Annotated in this window: 15 protein-coding genes and 4 tRNA genes; 10 read left to right on the top strand and 9 right to left on the bottom strand. The window is 57.7% G+C overall.

What is annotated here, in order from left to right:
• Nucleotides 1–28 precede the first annotated feature (28 nt).
• From ptrA to recD, 3 genes are read left to right on the top strand one after another with little or no spacing between them, the layout of a single operon-like run.
• Nucleotides 29–2,917, top strand: coding sequence for a pitrilysin (gene ptrA / locus NYE85_RS09150; RefSeq protein WP_259004427.1), 2,889 nt, complete (start codon nt 29–31; stop codon nt 2,915–2,917).
• Nucleotides 2,914–6,474, top strand: a complete 3,561-nt coding sequence (gene recB, locus NYE85_RS09155) for an exodeoxyribonuclease V subunit beta (RefSeq protein ID WP_259004428.1) — start codon at nt 2,914–2,916, stop codon at nt 6,472–6,474. The genes ptrA and recB overlap by 4 nt, the downstream gene beginning before the upstream one ends.
• Nucleotides 6,471–8,363, top strand: a complete 1,893-nt coding sequence (gene recD, locus NYE85_RS09160; RefSeq protein WP_259004429.1) for an exodeoxyribonuclease V subunit alpha — start codon at nt 6,471–6,473, stop codon at nt 8,361–8,363. The genes recB and recD overlap by 4 nt, the downstream gene beginning before the upstream one ends.
• Here the strand turns inward: recD and argA are convergent.
• On the bottom strand, nt 8,358–9,683 hold the full coding sequence (gene argA, locus NYE85_RS09165) for an amino-acid N-acetyltransferase (RefSeq protein WP_259004430.1): 1,326 nt from the start codon (nt 9,681–9,683) through the stop codon (nt 8,358–8,360). The two genes, recD and argA, sit on opposite strands and share 6 nt — an antisense overlap.
• A 229-nt stretch (nt 9,684–9,912) precedes the next feature.
• On the opposite strand from argA, the gene amiC reads away from it, so the two are divergent.
• The gene (gene amiC, locus NYE85_RS09170) at nt 9,913–11,169 is read left to right on the top strand and encodes an N-acetylmuramoyl-L-alanine amidase AmiC (protein WP_259004431.1); all 1,257 of its coding nucleotides are present in this window, start codon (nt 9,913–9,915) and stop codon (nt 11,167–11,169) included.
• Nucleotides 11,170–11,271: 102 nt separating this feature from the next.
• Here the strand turns inward: amiC and NYE85_RS09175 are convergent.
• The 4 genes from NYE85_RS09175 to NYE85_RS09190 all read right to left on the bottom strand — a co-directional run bounded on the left by NYE85_RS09175 (nt 11,272) and on the right by NYE85_RS09190 (nt 11,741).
• A tRNA-Met gene (locus NYE85_RS09175) sits at nt 11,272–11,348 on the bottom strand.
• A 51-nt stretch (nt 11,349–11,399) separates the two neighbouring features.
• A tRNA-Met gene (locus NYE85_RS09180) sits at nt 11,400–11,476 on the bottom strand.
• 51 nt (nt 11,477–11,527) lie between these two features.
• Nucleotides 11,528–11,604 (bottom strand) — tRNA-Met (locus tag NYE85_RS09185).
• A 60-nt stretch (nt 11,605–11,664) separates the two neighbouring features.
• Nucleotides 11,665–11,741, bottom strand: a tRNA-Met gene (locus tag NYE85_RS09190).
• Nucleotides 11,742–11,987: 246 nt separating this feature from the next.
• On the opposite strand from NYE85_RS09190, the gene mltA reads away from it, so the two are divergent.
• Together mltA and tcdA are read left to right on the top strand one after the other, a co-directional pair.
• Nucleotides 11,988–13,142, top strand: a complete 1,155-nt coding sequence (gene mltA, locus NYE85_RS09195) for a murein transglycosylase A (protein WP_259004432.1) — start codon at nt 11,988–11,990, stop codon at nt 13,140–13,142.
• A 116-nt stretch (nt 13,143–13,258) separates the two neighbouring features.
• Nucleotides 13,259–14,068 carry a tRNA cyclic N6-threonylcarbamoyladenosine(37) synthase TcdA gene (gene tcdA / locus NYE85_RS09200; protein WP_259004433.1) on the top strand — a complete coding sequence of 270 codons (810 nt, stop codon included), beginning with the start codon at nt 13,259–13,261 and terminating at the stop codon, nt 14,066–14,068.
• On the opposite strand, the gene csdE is transcribed toward tcdA, so the two are convergent.
• Nucleotides 14,059–14,493 (bottom strand): cysteine desulfurase sulfur acceptor subunit CsdE, encoded by a 435-nt coding sequence (gene csdE / locus NYE85_RS09205; protein ID WP_259004434.1) that lies wholly within the window; start codon nt 14,491–14,493, stop codon nt 14,059–14,061. The two genes, tcdA and csdE, sit on opposite strands and share 10 nt — an antisense overlap.
• Before the next feature lie 24 nt (nt 14,494–14,517).
• Nucleotides 14,518–15,723 carry a cysteine desulfurase CsdA gene (csdA, locus tag NYE85_RS09210; protein ID WP_259004435.1) on the bottom strand — a complete coding sequence of 402 codons (1,206 nt, stop codon included), beginning with the start codon at nt 15,721–15,723 and terminating at the stop codon, nt 14,518–14,520.
• 192 nt (nt 15,724–15,915) lie between these two features.
• Here csdA and NYE85_RS09215 point away from each other — a divergent pair, with 192 nt between their 5' ends.
• The 4 genes from NYE85_RS09215 to rlmM all read left to right on the top strand — a co-directional run bounded on the left by NYE85_RS09215 (nt 15,916) and on the right by rlmM (nt 18,978).
• Complete coding sequence (locus tag NYE85_RS09215; RefSeq protein ID WP_004959181.1) at nt 15,916–16,140, top strand: YgdI/YgdR family lipoprotein; 225 nt, start codon at nt 15,916–15,918, stop codon at nt 16,138–16,140.
• Nucleotides 16,141–16,521: 381 nt separating this feature from the next.
• A complete protein-coding gene (locus NYE85_RS09220) occupies nt 16,522–17,439 on the top strand; it encodes a transcriptional regulator GcvA (protein ID WP_259004436.1) in 918 nt (305 codons plus the stop codon).
• 50 nt (nt 17,440–17,489) lie between these two features.
• A complete protein-coding gene (locus NYE85_RS09225; protein WP_259004437.1) occupies nt 17,490–17,885 on the top strand; it encodes a DUF423 domain-containing protein in 396 nt (131 codons plus the stop codon).
• Nucleotides 17,878–18,978 (top strand): 23S rRNA (cytidine(2498)-2'-O)-methyltransferase RlmM, encoded by a 1,101-nt coding sequence (rlmM, locus tag NYE85_RS09230; RefSeq protein WP_004959184.1) that lies wholly within the window; start codon nt 17,878–17,880, stop codon nt 18,976–18,978. Before NYE85_RS09225 ends, rlmM begins: the two co-directional genes overlap by 8 nt.
• Nucleotides 18,979–19,072: 94 nt before the next feature.
• On the opposite strand, the gene xni is transcribed toward rlmM, so the two are convergent.
• Together xni and ppnN are read right to left on the bottom strand one after the other, a co-directional pair.
• The gene (gene xni, locus NYE85_RS09235) at nt 19,073–19,831 is read right to left on the bottom strand and encodes a flap endonuclease Xni (protein WP_259004438.1); all 759 of its coding nucleotides are present in this window, start codon (nt 19,829–19,831) and stop codon (nt 19,073–19,075) included.
• Between the two features lie 54 nt (nt 19,832–19,885).
• Entirely contained in the window at nt 19,886–21,250 is a 1,365-nt protein-coding gene (gene ppnN, locus NYE85_RS09240; protein ID WP_039991805.1) for a nucleotide 5'-monophosphate nucleosidase PpnN, read from the bottom strand.
• Nucleotides 21,251–21,409: the final 159 nt, after the last annotated feature.

Genomic DNA, 21,409 nt, shown 5'->3' on the forward strand with positions numbered 1-21,409 from the left:
CGCGCCTGAATAGGGGTTTATTTTGGATATGCGCAGACGATTGGCCCGTTTCAGTGGGTTGATGTTGGTAGTATTATTTTGGGCACCGTTAAGCTGGGCCGCACAGGGATGGCAACCGCTGGCGGAGAAAATCCACAAAAGCGATCACGATCCGCGCCATTACCAGGCGATCAAACTGGATAACGGCATGACGGTGCTGCTGGTTTCCGATCCGCAGGCGCCGAAGTCCCTGGCTGCGTTGGCATTGCCGGTTGGTTCGCTGGAAGATCCCGACAGCCAGCTTGGCCTGGCGCATTATCTGGAACACATGGTCCTGATGGGATCCAAGCGTTACCCGGAACCGGAAAACCTGTCCGAATTTCTCAAGAAGCACGGCGGCAGCCACAACGCCAGCACCGCGTCGTACCGTACCGCTTTTTATCTGGAAGTGGAAAACGATGCACTTGAACCGGCGGTTGACCGCATGGCGGATGCCATTGCCGAGCCGCTGCTCGATCCTGGCAATGCCGACAAAGAACGTAATGCGGTGAACGCCGAATTAACCATGGCGCGTTCGCGCGACGGTATGCGCATGGCGCAGGTCGGTGCGGAAACGCTAAATCCGGCGCACCCGAGCGCACGCTTTTCCGGCGGTAATCTGGATACGCTCAAAGATAAACCCGGCAGCAAACTGCACGATGAACTGATGGCGTTTTACCAGCGCTACTATTCCGCCAATCTGATGATGGGCGTGTTGTACAGCAATCAGCCGTTGCCTCAGTTGGCGACGCTGGCGGCAAAAACCTTTGGTCGCGTACCCAACCATAATGCCAGCGTTGCGCCTATCACCGTTCCGGCGGTCACCAAACAGCAGCAGGGCATCATTATTCATTACGTGCCTGCCCAGCCGCGCAAACAGCTGAAGGTCGAGTTCCGTATTGATAACAATAGCGCGGCGTTCCGCAGCAAGACCGATACCTACATCAGCTATCTGATCGGCAACCGCAGCCAAAACACCCTGTCAGACTGGTTGCAGAAACAGGGGCTGGCAGACGCCATTAATGCCGGCGCCGATCCGATGGTCGATCGCAACGGCGGCGTGTTTTCCATCAGCGTTTCACTCACCGACAAAGGGCTGGCCCAGCGCGATCGGGTGGTGGCGGCAATCTTCAACTATTTGAAAATGCTGCGTAGCGAAGGCGTCAAACAGAGCTACTTCGACGAAATTTCGCACGTGCTGAATCTGGATTTCCGCTACCCGTCGATTACTCGCGATATGGACTATATCGAATGGCTGGTGGACACCATGTTGCGCGTGCCGGTTGAGCATACGCTGGATGCGCCTTATCTGGCCGATCGTTACGATCCGCAAGCCATCGCGCAGCGTCTGGACGAAATGACCCCGCAAAACGCGCGCATCTGGTTTATCAGCCCGAATGAACCACACGATAAAATGGCGTATTTCGTTAACGCGCCATATCAGGTCAACAAAATCGACGCCTCGCGGTTTGAGCAATGGCAGCAGTTGGGCAAGGGGCTCAGCCTGTCATTGCCCGCGCTGAACCCGTATATTCCGGATGATTTCACGCTCAACCAACCCTCGCATGCGTTCACCAAGCCTGAACTGGTGGTCAATCAGCCGGGGTTACGGGTGCTGTATATGCCGAGCCGTTATTTTGCCGATGAGCCGAAAGCCGATGTCACCGTGGCGTTCCGCAACACGAAAACCATGGACTCGGCTCGCAATCAGGTGTTGTTCTCACTGACTGACTACCTGGCGGGCATTGCCCTCGATCAACTGAGCTATCAGGCGTCGGTGGGGGGATTGAGCTTCTCCACCTCGCCGGACAACGGTCTGTTGTTTAACGCCAGCGGCTTTACCCAGCGGTTGCCACAGCTGCTGACTACCCTGATCGAAGGCTATTCGAGCTTTACGCCGACCGAAGAACAGCTGCAACAGGCCAAGTCCTGGTATCTGGAACAGTTGGACGCCGCTGAAAAGGGCAAGGCGTTTGAGCTGGCGTTGCAACCGGTACAAATGCTTTCCCGTGTGCCGTACAGCGAGCGCAGCGAACGCCGCAAGGTATTGCAGACCCTGACGCTGCAAGACGTGCTGGCCTACCGTAAGGCGTTGCTGGCAGAAGCGACGCCTGAACTGCTGGTGGTCGGTAACATGAGCAAGCAGCAGGTGGACGCGCTGGCTTCCTCGTTGAAACAGCGTTTGGGCTGTACCGGCGAGACCTGGTGGCACGGCGAAGACGTGCAAATTGCCAAGCGGCAGTTGGCCAGCTTGCAACGTCCGGGCAGCAGCACCGACTCGGCGCTGGCGGCGGTGTATGTCCCGACCGGCTATCAAGAGGTCACCGGCATGGCTTACAGCTCATTGCTCGGGCAGATTATCCAGCCGTGGTTCTATAGCCAGTTGCGTACCCAGGAACAGTTGGGGTATGCGGTGTTCGCCTTCCCAATGTCTGTGGGGCGGCAATGGGGGCTGGGCTTCCTGCTGCAAAGCAACAGCAAGCAGCCGGCTTACCTGTATCAGCGTTACCAGGACTTCTATCCGAAGGCCGAAAAGCGCCTGCGGGACATGAGTGAGGCCGACTTCGCTCAGTATCAGCAGGCGCTGATTAACGAACTGAAGCAGCGCCCGCAGACCTTGAGCGAAGAGGCCAGCCGCTTTAGCAATGATTTTGATCGCGGCAACTTTGCCTTCGACACTCGAGATAAATTGATCGCCCAGATACAACAGCTGACACCGGCCAAACTGGCGGACTTTTTCCATCAGGCGGTGATTCAGCCGAACGGCCTGGCGGTACTGTCGCAGGTCAGCGGCAGCAGCCAGGATAAAGCCGATTATGCGGCGCCGCAGGGCTGGCAGTCGATGCCGAATGCGTCTGCGCTCCAGCAAACGCTGCCGCGCAAGGTCGCGACGCCATGACAGCCAGTACCCCGCAGAGGCTCGATCCGCTGACGTTACCGCTGTTTGGCGAGCGACTGATTGAAGCGTCGGCTGGGACCGGGAAAACCTTCACCATCGGTGCGTTATATCTGCGCCTGTTGCTTGGGTTGGGCAAGCAGGCGGCTTTCCCCCGACCGCTGACGGTAGAGGAAATTCTGGTGGTGACCTTTACCGAAGCGGCGACCGAAGAGCTGCGCAGCCGGATACGCAGCAATATCCACGGTCTGCGCATCGCCTGCGTCCGCGGCCGGGAGCAGTGCACCGATCCGCTGTTTTCCGCCCTGATGGCGGAAATCGACGATCTGGCCGACGCTGCGGCGCAGTTGCTGGCGGCGGAGCGGCAGATGGACGAGGCGGCGATCTTTACCATTCACGGTTTCTGCCAGCGCATGCTGGCGCACAATGCCTTCGAGTCCGGCATTCTGTTTGAACAGACGCTGATTCAGGATGAGTTGCCGTTGCGCCGTCAGGCCTGCGCAGACTTTTGGCGGCGGCAATGCTATCCATTGCCGCTGGCGGTAGCACGTGCGGTAAGTCAGGAATGGAGTGGGCCGGAGGCATTATTGGCCGATCTGGCCGGCTATCTGCACGGCGAAGCGCCCACCCTGCGCCAACCGCCAAAAGACGATGAAACGGTGCTGATGCGCCACGAGCAAATCGTGGCGCGTATTGAGCAGATCAAAGCGCAATGGCAGGCGGCTGCGCCGGATTTGGAAGCGCTGATTAGCGCGTCCGGCGTTGATAAGCGTAGCTACAGCAGTAAGCATTTACCCAACTGGCTGAGCAAGGTTGGCGAGTGGAGCACGTTGGCTACCCAGGATTATCAATTGCCGAAAGAGCTGGAGAAATTCCGCCAATCGACGCTGCTGGAAAAAACCAAAAAAGGCGAGCCACCGCGACACCCGCTGTTCGCGGCCATTGATGGCCTGTTTGACCAACCGCTGACGCTGCGTGATCTGATTATGGCGCGCGCGCTGAGTGAGATCCGCAGTTCAATCCAGCAGGAAAAGCGCCAACGTGCCGAACTGGGCTTTGATGACCTGCTTGGTCGTCTGGATGCGGCGTTACAAAGTGCCGGCGGGGAACAGCTGGCGCAGGCCATTCGCCAGCGCTTCCCGGTGGCGATGATCGATGAATTCCAGGATACCGATCCGCAGCAGTATCGCATTTTCCAAAAGCTTTACGTTGGGTGTGAACGGTGCGGTCTGTTGTTGATCGGCGATCCCAAGCAGGCCATTTACGCCTTCCGCGGGGCGGATATTTTCACCTATATGCGCGCTCGCTCAGAGGTAAGCACCCACTATACGTTAGAGACTAACTGGCGTTCGTCTCCGGCCATGGTAGGCAGCGTCAATAAGCTGTTTTCGCAGGTTGACCAGCCGTTCTTGTTTGGTCAGATCCCGTTTATTGCCGTGTCCGCTGCCGCTAAAAATCAGGGGTTGGGGTTCGAGCTTCAGGCAACTGCACAGCCGGCGCTGCATTTTTGGTTACAGCCGGGCGAAGGTGTAGGAGTAAGTGATTACCAACAGATGATGGCGCGCTGGTGTGCGGCGCAGATCCGCGACTGGCTGAGCGCCGGCCAGCGCGGTGAAGCCTGGTTGCTTAACGGCGCGCAGCGGCGTGCGGTACAGGCGTCGGATATTACCATTCTGGTACGCAGCCGTGCCGAAGCCGCGCTGGTGCGCGACGCTCTGAGCCAATTGGCAATCCCGTCGGTGTATCTTTCCAACCGCGACAGCGTTTTCGACACGCCGGAGGCCAAGGATTTGCTGTGGCTTTTGCAGGCGGTATTGGCGCCAGAGCAGGAGCGTACGCTGCGTAGCGCGATGGCGACCGGGCTATTAGGGTTGGACGCGCCGACGCTGGACGCGCTGAACCATGACGAACGCGCCTGGGATCTGTTGGTCAATGAATTTGACGGCTATCGCAGCCACTGGCAGCGGCGCGGCGTACTGCCGATGCTGCGTGAAGTCATGACGCGCCGTCATCTGGCGGAGAACCTGCTGGCCAGCCCCGGCGGCGAACGTCGTCTGACCGATGTGATGCATCTGGGTGAACTGCTGCAGGAAGCCTCCGCGCAGCTCGACAGCGAGCATGCGCTGGTGCGCTGGCTGGCGCAGCAGATAGCCCAGCCTAACCGCCAGTCGGACAATCAGCAGTTGCGTCTGGAAAGCGATCGCCATCTGGTGCAGGTGATCACTATCCATAAGTCCAAAGGGTTGGAATATCCGCTGGTCTGGCTGCCGTTTGTTGGCAATTTCCGCCAGCAGCAACAGGTGCTGTATCACGATCGCAATAATTTCAAGGCGTTGCTCGATCTTAATGCCAATGAAGAAAGCCTCGCCTGGGCCGAAGAAGAGCGGTTGGCGGAAGACCTGCGCCTGCTGTATGTCGCACTGACCCGTTCGGTCTATCACTGCAGCATTGGCATAGCCCCGTTGATTCAGGGGACGCGCAAGAAGCAGGGAGATACCGATTTGCACCGCAGCGCACTGGGCTACCTGGTGCAGGCCGGGCAAGCCGGCGATGCCGGCTATCTGCAGCAGCGTTTACAGCAGTTGACCGGCGACGGCGTCGCGCTGTCGCTGGTGGACGAACCAGACCCGCAACCGTGGCAAGCGCAAGCCGAGGCGGCGGCCAAACTGACCGCTCGCCGCTTTACCCGCCAGGTACAGGATTACTGGCGGGTCACCAGTTATACCGGTCTGCAACAGCATGGCTCAGCAGGAATCACCCAGGATCTGCTGCCGCGTCTGGATGTGGATGCCGCCGGCGAGCAGGCCGCAGACGGTGAGCCGGCGCTTACTCCACATACTTTTCCTCGCGGTGCGGCACCCGGAACCTTCTTGCATAGCCTGTTCGAAACGCTGGATTTCACCCAACCGCTGGACGCCGACTGGCTGCTGGAACAGTTGCGTTTGCACGGTTATGACGACCATTGGCTGCCGGTGTTGCAGGACTGGATGCAGGTATTGTTGCACACCCGGCTCAACGACAGCGGGGTATCGCTGGCGATGCTGGCACCGCAGGTCAAACAGGCCGAGCTGCAGTTCTACCTGCCGATTGGTGACCTGCTGCGCGCCGATGAGCTGGATGCGTTAACCAAACGCTACGACCCGCTGTCTGCCCACTGCCCGGCACTGGACTTTCAGCAGGTGCAAGGCATGCTGAAGGGTTTTATCGATTTGGTATTCTGCTGGCAGGGGAAGTATTACCTGCTGGACTATAAGTCCAACTGGCTGGGCGAGGACAGCAGCGCCTATACCCAGCCGGCAATGGCGCGGGCGATGGCCGAACATCGCTACGACCTGCAATATCAGCTCTACACGCTGGCATTGCACCGTTACCTGCGGCACCGTCTGGCGGATTACGATTATCAGCGCCATTTTGGTGGCGTGATTTATCTGTTTTTGCGCGGTGTCGCTGCCGAACACCCTGGCAACGGCATCTTCTCCTGCCGTCCGGACAGTGAACTGGTCATGGGGATGGATCGGCTGTTCAGTGGCGTCCACCGTGCTACGGAGGCCGAGCAATGATCGATTTATTGCAGCAAGCGGCGACGCTTGGCGTACTGCGCCCGCTAGACGTGCAGTTCGCACGAGTGGTGGCGGCAGCGGATCGGCCGGATATGTTGCTGGCCGCCGCTTGCCTCAGCGCGGAAGCCGGTGCGGGGCACGTCTGTCTGCTGTTGCAACAGCTAATGCCGGAGAACTTGTTCGAAGGGCGGCAACCCGCATTGGCACAGGCGGTATGGCAGGCCGCAGGACAGCCCGATCTGGATGGCTGGCGGCAACGGCTGTTGAGCTCGCCGGCGGTCAGTGACGGCAGTCAGCCAACGCCGCTGGTGCTGCAAAAACAACGGTTGTATTTACAGCGCATGTGGCAAAGCGAAGGCCAGGTAGCGGCATTTATCAGCAGCGATAGCGTACCGCAGGTTATCGAAACTCAGCGTCTGCGTGCGATCCTCGACCAGCTGTTCGGTACGGCGACGGACACCCCTGACTGGCAGAAAATTGCCGCGGCGGTAGCTGCGACCCGGCGTATTGCGGTGATATCCGGCGGGCCGGGCACCGGTAAAACCACCACCGTGGCCAAACTGCTGGCCGCATTGGTGCAGTTGGCCGAAGGGGCGCGCTTGCGTATCCAGCTGGCAGCACCAACCGGCAAGGCGGCAGCACGACTCACGGAGTCACTGGGCAGCGCCAGCCGACAATTGCCACTGACCCCCGAACAGCGGGCGTTATTCCCCACCGAAGCGGCAACGCTGCACCGTCTGCTGGGTGCACAACCGAACAGTCAACGCATGCGCTATCATCGTGGCAATCCGCTGCACCTCGACGTGCTGGTGGTGGATGAGGCGTCGATGGTCGATCTGCCGATGATGGCTCGTCTGATTGCCGCCTTGCCGCCGCACGCCAGGGTGATTTTTCTTGGCGACCGCGATCAACTGGCCTCGGTGGAAGCTGGCGCGGTGCTGGGAGATATCTGCCGTTTTGCCGAGCAAGGCTATAGCGACGCGCGCGCCGCACAATTGGCGCAACTGACCGGCTGTGTGTTGAGCGGCCAGAGTGCGCAGGGTGACGCCGCGGTACGCGACAGCCTCTGTTTGTTGCGCAAGAGTTACCGTTTTGACGCCGATTCCGGCATCGGTCAACTGGCGATGGCGGTGAATGCCGGCGACAACAAACGAGCCTGGGCCGCACTCAACGGCAATTTTAGCGACGTTGCCGGTTATCCGCTGGTGGAAACCGAGGATTACCAGGCGTTGCTGGATGCCTGTGTGGCCGGTTATCGCGACTATCTCCAGCGGGTCGCCGCCGGAGCGCCGGCGGTCGATATTCTGGCAGCATTTGGCCGTTTCCAGGTGCTGTGCGCGCTGCGTGAAGGGCCGTTTGGCGTTGCCGGTCTGAATGAACGGATTGAAAGCGGGCTGCAACGTGCGGGGTTGATTCGCCGTAACCCGGCATCTGCCGGTCGCTGGTATCGCGGTCGACCGGTGATGATTGGCCGTAACGACAGTGCGTTGGGGCTGTTTAACGGTGATATTGGCATTGCTCTGCCGGAGGAGGGCGGCGAACTGCGTGTGCATTTCCAATTGCCGGACGGCAATATCAAATCGGTGCAACCCAGTCGTTTACCGGCTCATGAAACCGCCTATGCCATGACGGTGCACAAGTCTCAGGGGTCAGAGTTCGACCATACGGCGCTGGTGCTGCCTAATCACTTTCTACCGGTATTGACGCGTGAGCTGGTGTATACCGCCATTACCCGCGCGCGTCGGCAACTGTCGCTGTATGCGAGTGAAAAGGTGCTGAACAGCGCCATCCGCACGCCAACCCAGCGGCGCAGCGGGCTGGCGGAGCGGTTGGTGAGGGTGGCTCAGGCCAATGAGACACCGCCGACTAGTGCCGGCGGTGGGCTATAGGTCGGCCAGCAGGATCTTCGAGCGGCGCTGGTAGTTATATAGCGCCTGTTTCTGCATTGGCAGCACCTCGACATCCGCCGGGGTGAACCCCCGCTCCTGGAACCAGTGAATACTGCGCGTGGTCAGCACGAACAGTTTTTTCAGCCCCATCTGGCGCGCCTGCGTTTCCACTCTTTGCAGCAGCATTTCGCCGCGCGATGAACTGCGGTAGTCCGGATGCACTGCCACGCAGGCCATTTCACCGATTTTCTCATCCGGGAACGGGTATAGCGCGGCACAGGCGATGGTCAGGTTATCGCGTTCGATGATGGTAAATTTGTCGATTTCCATTTCCAACTGCTCACGCGAGCGGCGTACCAGAATGCCTTGCTGTTCCAGCGGGCGAATCAGCTCGAGAATACCGCCGATATCGTTGATGGTGGCACGCCGTACCTGTTCGGCGCTTTCCATGACGATCTGCGTACCGATGCCATCGCGTGAGAACAGTTCTTGCACTAACGCGCCGTCTTCCTGATAGCTGATCAGGTGGCTGCGCCGCACGCCGCTGCGGCAGGCTTTCACCGCACCACGCAGGAAACGTACGGTGCCTGAATGGTAATCACCGCTCTGTTCCAGTTCTTCAATACGCTTTTGTGCATCATTGGGGAACAACTCGGAAATGATATTGCCTTCCGCGTCGTTAACCCCCTGGGACGAGCAGAAGCCAATCATTTTTTCCGCCTTGAGTTTGATCGCCAACTGGGTTGCAACCTCTTCCGACGTCAGATTGAAACTTTCACCAGTAACGGAAACCGCTACCGGGCCGATCAACACGATAGCGTTGCTGTCGAGCTGGCGATGGATCGCTTCTTCGTCAATGCGACGAATGCGGCCGCTGTGGCAATAATCCACGCCGTCATCGATGCCAAGCGGCTGGGCAATGATAAAGTTACCGCTGACCACGTTGATATGTGCGCCTTGCAGCGGCGTGTTGTTCAGGCTCATCGACAGCCGGGCGGTGATGTCCAGTTGCAACAAACCGGCGGCCTGTTTGACCAGCTCCAGCGTCGGCGCATCGGTGACGCGAGTATGCTTATGATAAATCGGCGCCAGATTATGCAACGCCAGGTTACCGTCAATCTGCGGCCGCGCGCCGTAGACCACCACCAGCCGGATGCCCAGGCTATGCAATAGGCCGATATCGTTGACGATATTGGAGAAATTCTCATGCTCAATGGCTTCTCCCCCCAGCATGACCACAAAAGTCTTGCCGCGGTGAGCATTGATATAAGGGACTGAGTGACGGAATCCTTGAACCAGCTCTGTACTACGTTCCTTCACGGTCAAACCTCTTTTGCATATTTATACGGTATTTTTGTATTTTTATTCCTTTTTTGCGCTAATGGCAAGTGGGGATTTGTTGGCTTTTTGGCGCTAACACCGCTAAATCGTTAATAAATTGACAAAACATAAAAGGATTTTCTGGTGACAGCGCTGGACGGATTCGTTAAAGTTTTTGCCATTCTCACTTTATGGTGTTTTTTTAAGCTGATTTTTTTGCTGGAGTCGCATGCCAAACGCTAATCACAATCTGGGTCGCCGTCGTCTGTTGCAGGGGGTTGCCGCAACCTGGTTGCTGAGCGTGAGTCGCGTCGGTTTTGCCGCTTCGTCGCACGTGATTGCGGTGCGCGTCTGGCCTTCCTCTACCTACACCCGCGTGACGCTCGAATCCAACGAGGAACTCAAGTACAAGCAGTTTGCTCTGACCAACCCCGATCGTATCGTGGTGGATATCGAAGGTGTGCACCTCAACAGCATCCTCAAGGGCATCGCCGGCCAGGTACAGACTGCCGACCCTTATCTGAAACAGGCGCGCGTCGGCCAGTTTGACAAGAATACCGTGCGGCTGGTGTTGGAATTAAAGCAAAGCGTCAGCCCGCACATGTTTACCCTGTCGCCGGTGGCGGAATACCGTAACCGACTGGTGCTGGACTTGTACCCGTCCAAATCGTCGTCCGGCGAAGAGTATGATCCGCTATTGGCATTGCTGGAAGATTACAATAAAGGGGATTTGGAGCGGACGTTGCCGGCACCGACCCAGGCTCCGCAGGCCGGCAAGGCCGGACGCGATCGGCCGATTGTCATTATGCTCGATCCGGGGCATGGCGGTGAGGATCCCGGGGCTATCGGCAAATACAAAACGCGCGAGAAAGACATCGTGCTGCAAATTGCCCGCCGTTTAAGCACCATGATCAAGCGTGAACCGAACATGAAAGTGTTTATGACGCGTAACGAAGACGTGTTTATTCCGCTCAAGGTGCGGGTGGCCAAAGCACGCAAGCAACGCGCCGATCTGTTCGTTTCCATTCATGCCGATGCGTTTACCAGCCGGGCCGCACGCGGCTCCTCGGTGTTTGCGCTGTCGACCAAGGGGGCGACCAGCGCCGCGGCGAAGTTTCTGGCGCAGACGCAGAACGAATCGGATCAAATTGGCGGCGTCAGCAAAAGCGGTGACCGTTATCTCGACCATACCATGTTCGATCTGCTGCAAACCGCGACCATTAACGACAGCCTGAAGTTTGGCAAAGAAGTGTTGAACCGCATGGGGAAAATCAACCGGTTGCACAAGAACCGTGTCGATCAGGCCGGTTTTGCGGTATTAAAGGCGCCGGACATCCCGTCGATCCTGGTCGAGACGGCTTTTATCAGCAATATTGAAGAAGAGCGCAAGTTGCGAACCAGCCGTTTTCAACAGCAGGTGGCCGAGTCGATTCTGGCCGGCATCAAGGCTTATTTTGCCAACGGTGGTGCGCTGGCCAGGCGTTAAGCGCGCGCGCCGGGCTGCGTGGCTCGGCGTGATTAACGCCCGGGGCGGGAATTTCAGGCATAAAAAAACACCCGTTAAGGTGCTTGATTATGGTCATCAAATTGGTTGCGGGGGCCGGATTTGAACCGACGACCTTCGGGTTATGAGCCCGACGAGCTACCAGGCTGCTCCACCCCGCGTCCGTCTTGATGCATTACTGTCTGGCTTGGATACCGCTATACGATATCAGTTGGTTGCGGGGGCCGGATTTGAACCGACGACCTTCGGGTTATGAGCCCGACGAGCTACCAGGCTGCTCCACCCCGCGTCCGTCTTGATGCATTACTGTCTGGCTTGGATACCGCTATACGATATCAGTTGGTTGCGGGGGCCGGATTTGAACCGACGACCTTCGGGTTATGAGCCCGACGAGCTACCAGGCTGCTCCACCCCGCGTCCGTCTACTGCCTTATCGAAGCCAACCCTGTTATCTGATACCGCTGGTACGGTATCGGTTGGTTGCGGGGGCCGGATTTGAACCGACGACCTTCGGGTTATGAGCCCGACGAGCTACCAGGCTGCTCCACCCCGCGTCCGATGGAAGCGCACTATACTCTCCATGATTTATGATGCAACCCCTTTTTGCAGATAATTGAATGAAAGCCATTTTATTGCTGGTTTTACCCCCAATCTGCCGATTTTTTAGCAACCTGGCTGCGGCGACTTTTTTGTTGGCAGGCGATTCCTTTATCCATGGCCGTTTGTTATCGTTTTGCCGTCATATCCCTCATCTTTCGAGATATGTTGGGACAAATTATATCTGTCTAAGAGAGTGCGCGATGAAAGGACGTTGGGGCAAATACCTGCTGGGCGGGTTAGTGGTGACGGTAGTAGCGGTGCTGGCAGGCTGTTCGTCAAAGCCGACCGATCGCGGTCAGCAATATAAGGATGGGCGGCTGGAGCAATCGCTGGAGTTGGTTAATCAGCCCAATGCCCGCGGCGTACCGGTCAACGCCAAAGATTATTCAGATCAATTGATGGAAATTCAGTACGCGTCGCCGTCATTATTCAATCGCAACAACAGTACCTATCAGGCGGTGCAGAGCTGGATGGCCTCCGGTGCCGATACGCGCCAACTGAGCCAGTTCGGTCTGAATGCCTACCAGATGGAAGGGGTAGACAACTACGGTAACGTCCAGTTTACCGGCTACTATACCCCGGTGTTGCAGGCGCGCTACACCCAACAGGGCGAGTTCCGCTACCCGCTGTATCGCATGCCGCCAAAAGGCCGCGGCCGCCTGCCGGATCGCGCCGGTATCTACAGCGGCGCGCTTGATGACCGCTACATCATTGCCTATACCAACTCTCTGATGGACAATTTTATGATGGAAGTGCAGGGCAGCGGCTATGTCGACTTCGGCAATGGCCAGCCCCTGGTGTTCTTTGGCTATGGCGGCAAGAACGGCCATGCTTACCGCAGTATCGGCAAGGTGCTGATCGATCGTGGCGAAGTAGCCAAGGCGGACATGTCGATGCAGGCGATCCGCCAATGGGCTGACAGCCATAGCGAGGCACAAGTGCGCGAGCTGCTGGAACAGAACCCGTCGTTCGTGTTCTTCCGTCCTGAATCCTTCGCGCCAGTGAAGGGCGCCAGCGCGGTGCCGCTGATCGCAAAAGCCTCGGTGGCCTCCGACCGCTCGTTAATCCCTGCCGGCACTACGCTGTTGGCGGAGGTGCCTTTACTGGACAACAAGGGTAAATTCACGGGAAAATACGAGATGCGCCTGATGGTGGCATTGGACGTTGGCGGAGCCATCAAAGGCCAGCACTTTGACATGTACCAGGGGATCGGCCCGGAAGCCGGCCATTCGGCGGGCTACTACAACCACTATGGTCGCGTTTGGGTGTTGAAGGGCGGCAATAACAGCGCGCCGTTGTTCAGCGCCTATCAGCCAAAAGCCAATCAGAGCGGCTCGCTGCTGGTAACCCGTTAAAGCGCGGCGCAGCGCGTTCCAGACCCGCAAGGGCCGGATTTTCCGGCCCTTGTCATTTGCACACTCAACAGCCTGCGCCGTTAGTCCGGCGAGCGGCCCAAGGTAAATAAAGCGTTATGAGCACCACACCTTATTCAGAAGCCTATCTGCAACGTTTTGGCGGTACGGCGCGTTTGTATGGCCAGCAGGCGCTGGTGTTGTTTGCCCAGGCGCACGTCTGCGTGATTGGCATCGGCGGTGTGGGATCGTGGGCGGCGGAAGCGCTGGCGCGCACCGGGATTGGCGCCATTACCCTGATCGATATGGACGATGTGTGCGTAACCAATACCAACCGCCAGATCCATGCGCTGAAACAGCACGTCGGCCAGTCAAAAACCGAGGTGATGGCGGAACGCATTCTGGCGATCAACCCAGAATGCCGGGTGACCTGCATTGATGACTTTATTACTCCGGATAACGTGGCCGAGCTGCTGGCGAACAACTTTAGCTATGTTATTGACGCTATCGACAGCGTGCGACCCAAAGCGGCGTTGCTGGCCTATTGCCGGCGCTACAAGATCCCGGTGGTAACCACCGGCGGCGCGGGGGGGCAGATCGATCCGACACGGATTGCGGTGGCCGATCTGGCGAAGACCATTCAGGATCCGCTGGCGGCCAAGCTGCGCGAACGCCTGAAGAACGACTTCAAGGTGGTGAAGAACAGTAAGGGCAAGCTGGGGATCGACTGCGTATTTTCCAGTGAACCGCTGGTTTATCCGCAGCCGGACGGTACGGTGTGCGCCTCGCGCAGTACCGCAGAGGGACCCAAGCGCATGGATTGCAGCGCCGGTTTCGGTGCGGCGACCATGGTCACCGCCAGCTTTGGTTTTGTGGCGGTATCTCACGCCCTGAAGAAAATGCTGGCCAAGGCTGCGCGTCAGGCATAACGCGCGGCAATCTCTTTGACACCGGCGGCCAGCGCTGCCAGGCCGCTGGCGCGGGTTGCGCTGAGCTGGGTGCGCAGCCCGAGCTGTTCGAACAATGCCAGGGGATCGCTCGCCAGGATCTGTGCGGGCGTTTTGCCTTCTACTGCCGTCAGTAATACCGCCAGCAGGCCGCGCACGATACGACCTTCGCTGTCGCCATAAAAGTGCAGCGTGCCGTCTGCCAACAGCTGATGGCCAAGCCACACCCGGTTCTCACAGCCGCTCAATTCCTGTTCAGCACCGCGTAATGCCTGCGGTAGCGGCGGGAGCTGTTTTGCCAGCATTACCAACTGGCGATAGCGATCTTCCCACTGCTTGAACGTGGTAAAGGTGTCGATCAGCATCTGCGCGTTGATGTCACGGCCAAAGGGATGGGGGGCAAGCATGGTGTCTCCGTATGTCATAAGCGATTAATCCGCCAGTAGCTCGATGGCGTTGGACAGCGCGTTGACCAGCGCGTCGACGTCCTGCGGCGTATTGTACGGCGCAAATGAAGCGCGCAGGGTGCCACTGACGCCAAGCGCCGCCATCAATGGCTGCGCACAATGCTGACCGGCGCGCAGCGCGATACCCTGTTCCGCCAGCAGGGTGACGATGTCGCTGTGATGCAGATTGGCGATGTCAAATGCCAGTAGGCTGGCATCCGAACAGCGGAAACTGCGAAATCCCGGCAGTTGCGCCAGGCGCCGTTCGGCGCTGGCCGCCAGTTCTCGGCTGTAGAGTTCGGCCAGATCCCTGTTTTGGCTTTCCAGCCAGCTCAGCGCGGCGGACAACCCCAGCACGCCGGCAATATTCGGCGTACCGGCTTCAAAGCGATAAGGGGGCTTCTGTGGTGTAAAACCGTCGAACGACACGTCGGTCAGCATTTTACCGCCGCCTTGCCATGGCGCCATTTCCGTCAATAGATCACTTTTACCGTATAGCACGCCGATGCCGGTCGGGCCATACAGTTTATGGCCAGAGAAGGCATAAAAATCGATATCCAGCGCCTGAACGTCAGCCGGGCAATGCACGATACCCTGGGCACCGTCGATCATCACCTTAGCCCCGGCCGCGTGCGCCAGCCGAATGGCCAGCGACAAATCCGGGCAGCCACCGGTAACGTTGGACATTTGCCCCAGTGCCAGCAGACGGGTGTTTTCGTTCAGCAATTGCGGGAGCTTGCCCAGGTCAGGCAAATAGTCGGCGCCCAACGGCAACTTCACCACCTGTGCACCGGTCTGCTGTGCCACCATCAGCCAGGGGATCAGGTTGGCGTGGTGCTCGGCTTCGCTGACGATGATGTTGTCACCGGGCTGCAAACGCGGGCGGGCGTAGCTTTGCGCAACCAGATTGATCGCTTCGGTCGTGCCGCGCGTCCAGACGATGTCATCCGCGCTCGGCGCGTTGACAAGCCCTGCCACCTGCTGGCGCGCCTGCTCGAAGCGGGCGGTCAGATCCTGCGCTGCCCGATGCTGGCTGCGGTGCACGGTGGCGGCGTCATTGCCATAAAATTGCTGGGTCGCGGCAATAACCGGCAGCGGCTTCAACGCGGTAGCTGCGCTGTCCAGATAAATGCCGGCCTGCGCAAGGGCAGGAAACTGGCTGCGGAAAAGTGAAGGGTTAAACGACGTCATACAAGCTATCACTGGCTGGGACAAGCGACGATCCTGTCCTATTTTTCCGAAAGTAACAAGTTATGCCGATCAATTGCCACGCCTGCCTGGCATTCTTCGGTGAGTTTGTTATGCTGTTTAGTGGCATACGAAACCTTTCATTTACTAATTTAAAAGGTTTTTTTCAGCATTTTTATCTACAAGGAGTCCACAATGAAGAAAACAGCCGCAGTAATCTCTGCCCTGATGCTTACATTCACGCTGGCAGCCTGTTCCAGTAATTATGTGATGCATACCAATGATGGACGAACCATTGTTGCTGATGGAAAACCGCAGGTTGATGATGACACCGGGATGATCAGTTACAAAGATGCCAACGGCGTAGAACAGCAGATTAACCGTGCAGAAGTGAAGGAACTGGCAGAAAGCGATCGGTAAACGCCAGATAAAAAAAAGCACCGCAACGTTTGCGGTGCTGCATAAAATCACTATGGACAGACAGGGTAAATGTACAGGAAGTGAAAAAACAGTAGCTTAGCTACCACGTCCGGATTGCCGGACAATTTGCAAACACAACATCACAACCACAAGCCAAAAGTTCATCGGCGTCCTCGACACCCAATTCCTTTTCGTTCCGGCCCGGGAAGTGCCGCCACTATAGGTATTTGCTGGCGCATGCTCAACGGACAAATTATAATGCCTCGGATTAAAAAAACTAATGGCATTGGTTCATGGAAACGAGCCTGAAACCTGTCATTTAACGCAGCTTGTTTTTCTGGCTGAGTCACTCGGAAGTTGTTACACAAAAGTAGCTAATTCATGTCTAAACGTTTACCTCCTCTTAATGCGCTGCGGGTGTTCGACGCGGCAGCACGACACTTGAGTTTCACCAAAGCGGCTGAAGAGCTGTTCGTGACCCAGGCCGCGGTAAGCCACCAGATCAAGTCGCTGGAGGATTTCCTTGGCTTGAAACTGTTCCGGCGCCGCAACCGTTCGCTGTTGCTGACCGAAGAAGGGCAAAGTTACTATCTGGATATCAAGGAGATTTTCTCTTCGATCAACGAGGCGACGCGCAAGCTGCAGGCGCGTAGTGCCAAAGGGGCGCTGACCGTCAGTTTGCCGCCCAGTTTTGCCATTCAATGGCTGGTACCGCGCCTGTCCGGCTTTAACTCAGCTTATCCGGGCATCGACGTGCGTATTCAGGCGGTGGACCGTGAAGAGGACAAGCTGGCTGACGATGTGGATGTGGCCATTTTCTATGGGCGTGGTAACTGGCCAGGCCTGCGCGCCGAGCGTTTATATGCCGAATATTTACTGCCGGTGTGCTCACCCAGTCTGTTGACCGGCGAACATGCACTAAAATCACCGGACGATCTGGCTTATCATACGCTCCTGCATGATACTTCACGCCGCGATTGGCTGGCTTATACCCGTCAGTTGGGCCTACAGCACATCAATGTGCAGCAGGGGCCGATTTTTAGCCACAGCGCAATGGTGGTGCAGGCAGCGGTGCACGGGCAAGGCGTTGCGCTGGTGAATAACGTGATGGCGCAAAGCGAGATTGAAGCCGGCCGCCTGGTCTGTCCGTTTAATGATGTGCTGGTCAGCAAAAACGCTTTTTATCTGGTATGTCATGACAGCCAGGCAGAACTGGGTAAAATAGCCGCCTTTCGCCAATGGATACTGGCGCGAGCAGCCAGCGAACAGGAAAAGTTCCGCTTTCGCTATGAACAATAAATCGGCCGCGGCCTGACGGCGGTTGATTTCTTTAATAAAGGTAAATAACGATGACAAGTCGTTCAATGCTGATTTTCGCCGCCATCAGCGGCTTTGTGTTTGTCGCCCTGGGGGCGTTTGGCGCGCACGTACTGACCGGTACCCTCGGTGCCAATGAAATGGCATGGATCCGTACCGGTCTTGAATATCAGGGGTTCCATACGTTGGCGATCCTGGCGTTGGCGGTGGCGATGCAGCGCCGCGTCAGCCTGTGGTTTTACTGGAGCGGGGCGCTGTTGGCGCTCGGCACCGTGTTGTTCAGTGGCAGCCTGTACTGTCTGGCGCTGTCGCACCTGAAGGTCTGGGTGTATATCACGCCGGTTGGCGGCGTGTGCTTCCTGATCGGTTGGGCATTGATGTTGATTGGCGCGTTGCGTCTGGGGAAAAGGGCCGAGCGCCATGAATAAGATTGCGTTGTACTGCCGTCCCGGCTTTGAAAAAGAGTGTGCGGCGGAAATTACCGACAAAGCCGCGCAGCTGGAGATTTTCGGCTTTGCGCGGGTGAAGGAAAACAGCGGCTATGTGCTGTTTGAGTGTTATCAACCGGACGACGCCGACCGTCTGGCAAAAGAAATTCCATTCCGCGAGCTGATTTTTGCCCGTCAGTTGGTGGTGGTTGGCGAACTGCTGCGCGATCTGCCGCCTGAAGATCGGGTTTCACCGATTGTCGGCATGCTGATGGGGGTGGTCGATCGCGGTGGCGAGCTGCGGGTTGAGGTGGCGGATACCAACGAAAGTAAAGAGCTGATGAAGTTCTGCCGTAAATTGACGGTGCCGCTGCGTGCTGCGATGCGTGAGCAAAAGGTGCTGATGGCACGTGAGAACCCAACGCGGCCGGTGGTGCACGTATTCTTTATTGCACCGGGCTGTTGCTACGTCGGCTATTCCTACAGCAATAACAACTCGCCGTTCTATATGGGCATTCCGCGGCTGAAGTTCCCGTCCGATGCGCCGAGCCGCTCTACGCTGAAACTGGAAGAGGCTTTTCACGTGTTCATTCCCGCCGACGAGTGGGATGAGCGGTTGGCCAGCGGCATGCACGCGGTCGATTTGGGTGCCTGCCCTGGCGGTTGGACCTATCAGTTGGTGAAACGCAGCATGATGGTGCATGCGGTGGATAACGGCCCGATGGCGCCGAGCCTGATGGATACCGGTCAGGTGACCCACCACCGTGCCGACGGCTTCCGCTTCGAACCCACCAGCAGCAAGGTGTACTGGCTGGTCTGCGACATGGTGGAGAAGCCGGCCAAGGTGACCAGTTTGATGATCCAGTGGCTGGTCAAGGGCTGGTGCCGCGAAGCAATCTTCAATTTGAAACTGCCGATGAAAAAGCGTTACGAAGAGGTTTCGCAGAATTTGCAGAGCATCCGTGAAGCGCTTGCGGCGGCGGATATCAGTGCCGAAGTGCATGCCAAGCAGTTGTACCACGATCGCGAAGAGGTGACGGTGCATGTACGCCGCATGTGGTCAGCGATCCCTGGTCGTCGCGACGAACGTTAATCCCCTGGCAGGCGGGAGCCGCGCTGTCGCTTGACCGCCAACCGGCTCATCATGTCGCGGTAAACCCATCGCTGCCCCAGGGCGGTTATGGCGATTAGCGTTCGGGCAGTCGCAGCTGTTGCAGATTGCCGTCAAGCTGCAGATCGGTGCGCAGGGTGGCGATTTGCTTGCAAACGTAAGCCATCTCGCGATGCTGTGCCAGTTTGCTGCGCCATTTTTCCGGGATGTCCGCCAGCTGTTGGTACACGCCATCCAGGCTCCCCGCCTGTTGCAGCAATTGCACCGCCGTTTTAGGCCCGATGCCGGCAACGCCCGGTATTTTGCTGCTGCCGATACCTGCCAACCCCCAGTAATCCGCCAACTGCTGCGGCAGCACGCCGAATTCCTGCTGCACAAACGGCATATCCAGCCAGCGTTTTTGAAAGTAATCACGGATCTGCACCTTGGGCGATAGCAACTGGCAATAGCCTTTGTCGGTAGAAACGATGGTGACCTGATGGCCGCCGGCCGCGACCTTTACCGCCAGCGTAGCGGCCAGATCGTCAGCCTCATTGCCCGCCGAATGCCAGCAAGCCACGCCGAGGGCTTCGAACGCCTGACGCAGCTGTGGCATTTCCTGTTGCAGGTTTTCCGGCATTGGCGAGCGCCCGGCCTTATAGTCCGGTAATAACTGATGCCGCCAGCTGTCACTACGATCGTCTTCATCAAACACGGCCACCGCGTGGGTCGGGTTGCTGTGCTGAATCAACTGGCGCAGGGCGTGGCGACAGGCATCGACGCATGGCGAGCCCTGCACCGCATGGATGCGGCGGATCAGATTTAGCGCGTCAACAATAAGCAAAGATATGGGCATGGCATTTACACTAATAATAAAGAGGGCGGCTCGGTGCCGCCCAGGGGAAGGGCATCAGGCAATGATTTCGTAGCAGGGCACGTAGGCGCTGCCCGGCAGCTTCATGCGGTGCTGCGCGACAAACCCTTGTAGCAGGCTGTCCATCTGTTTCATCATCTGCCGATCGCCGTGCAGTTTGTAAGGGCCAAACTGCTCGATGGCGTGAATGCCGTTTTCTTTTACGTTGCCGGCGACGATGCCGGAGAATGCACGGCGCAGGGCGGCCGCCAGTTCTTCTGGCGGCTGCTCCGGCGACAGGTTGAGATTGGCCATGTTTTCATGGGTTGGCTCAAACGGCAGTTGCAGATCGGGGGCGATGCGCATTGACCAGTTGAAGCTGTAGGCGTCACCGGTATTACGGCGGTTTTCCTTCACCAGCGGCATCGCCAGCTTCATCTGGCGCGCCACTTCGGCCGGATCGTCAATGATAATGGTGTAGTGGCGGCGTGCTTCGTCACCGAGGGTATTCATGATGAACTCGTCCAGCACGCGGAAGTAATCGGCACTTTCTTTTGGTCCGGTGAGAATCAGCGGCAGCACCTGGTCGCTGTTTTCCGGATTCATCAATATACCCAGCAGATACAGCAACTCTTCTGCTGTACCGACGCCACCAGGGAAAATAATGATGCCGTGCGCGATACGTACAAAGGCTTCCAGGCGTTTTTCGATATCTGGCATGATTACCAGTTCGTTCACCAGCGGGTTAGGCGGCTCGGCGGCAATGATCGACGGTTCGGTCATGCCGATGAAACGGCTGTTGCGGTAGCGTTGCTGGGCGTGGCCGACTGCCGCGCCCTTCATTGGCGCTTCCATGGCGCCAGGCCCGCAGCCGGTACAGATATTCAGTTCGCGCAGGCCCAGCTCGCTGCCGACCTTGCGCGCATACAGGTATTCGGTTGGGTTGATCGAGTGGCCACCCCAGCACACCACCATGTTTGGATCTTCGTCGAGGTGCAGCGTGCGCGCGTTGCGCAGAATGGAGAACACCAGATTGGTGATGTGTGCGGAGTTCTCCAGATTCAGATGCTGGAAGCGGCCGGCGTTGACCAGCTGGCCATGAACAAACAGGATATCGCGCAGTACGGCGAACAGGTTGGCTTGCAGCGAGCGAATGATACGCCCGTCGACAAAGGCTTCCTCCGGCGGGTTGACCAGCTCCAGTTTTACCCCGCGCTCACGACGCAGTACGTTGATGTCAAAGGTTTCATAGCGTGACAGCAGCTGTTTGCTGTTGTCGGTCTGGCTGCCGGAATTGAGCACCGCCAGCGAACAGTTACGGAACAAACGATACAGGTCGCTGCTGGCAGTACGCTTCAGCATGTCGACTTCCAACTGCGACAACAAATCCATCGAGCCAAGCGGGCTGATATGTGTAATCAAGGTAACTCCTTTGCACCCGGGATGGGGCGGTAGTAATCCATACGGCAGCAGAACGGCATCGATTATTGTAAATGGGTTTTTCGCGCACGGCGGTAAGGCTGTCGATTTGCTCGCCAAGGGGCGCATTTACTGCACCGATCCTAGTTTAACCTTACCGCT

Source organism: Serratia sp. AKBS12, from assembly GCF_024793895.1.
Taxonomy (GTDB): Bacteria; Pseudomonadota; Gammaproteobacteria; order Enterobacterales; family Enterobacteriaceae; genus Serratia_F.

What these genes read in the sequence shown, in the direction of transcription:
- recB (WP_259004428.1), top strand. Translation starts at nt 2,914, where the DNA reads ATGACAGCCAGTACCCCGCAGAGGCTCGATCCGCTGACGTTACCGCTG.
- ptrA (WP_259004427.1), top strand. Translation starts at nt 29, where the DNA reads ATGCGCAGACGATTGGCCCGTTTCAGTGGGTTGATGTTGGTAGTATTA.
- csdE (WP_259004434.1), bottom strand. Translation starts at nt 14,493, where the DNA reads ATGCTTGCCCCCCATCCCTTTGGCCGTGACATCAACGCGCAGATGCTG.
- mltA (WP_259004432.1), top strand. Translation starts at nt 11,988, where the DNA reads ATGAAAGGACGTTGGGGCAAATACCTGCTGGGCGGGTTAGTGGTGACG.
- NYE85_RS09220 (WP_259004436.1), top strand. Translation starts at nt 16,522, where the DNA reads ATGTCTAAACGTTTACCTCCTCTTAATGCGCTGCGGGTGTTCGACGCG.
- tcdA (WP_259004433.1), top strand. Translation starts at nt 13,259, where the DNA reads ATGAGCACCACACCTTATTCAGAAGCCTATCTGCAACGTTTTGGCGGT.
- NYE85_RS09215 (WP_004959181.1), top strand. Translation starts at nt 15,916, where the DNA reads ATGAAGAAAACAGCCGCAGTAATCTCTGCCCTGATGCTTACATTCACG.
- csdA (WP_259004435.1), bottom strand. Translation starts at nt 15,723, where the DNA reads ATGACGTCGTTTAACCCTTCACTTTTCCGCAGCCAGTTTCCTGCCCTT.
- NYE85_RS09225 (WP_259004437.1), top strand. Translation starts at nt 17,490, where the DNA reads ATGACAAGTCGTTCAATGCTGATTTTCGCCGCCATCAGCGGCTTTGTG.
- recD (WP_259004429.1), top strand. Translation starts at nt 6,471, where the DNA reads ATGATCGATTTATTGCAGCAAGCGGCGACGCTTGGCGTACTGCGCCCG.
- xni (WP_259004438.1), bottom strand. Translation starts at nt 19,831, where the DNA reads ATGCCCATATCTTTGCTTATTGTTGACGCGCTAAATCTGATCCGCCGC.
- rlmM (WP_004959184.1), top strand. Translation starts at nt 17,878, where the DNA reads ATGAATAAGATTGCGTTGTACTGCCGTCCCGGCTTTGAAAAAGAGTGT.
- amiC (WP_259004431.1), top strand. Translation starts at nt 9,913, where the DNA reads ATGCCAAACGCTAATCACAATCTGGGTCGCCGTCGTCTGTTGCAGGGG.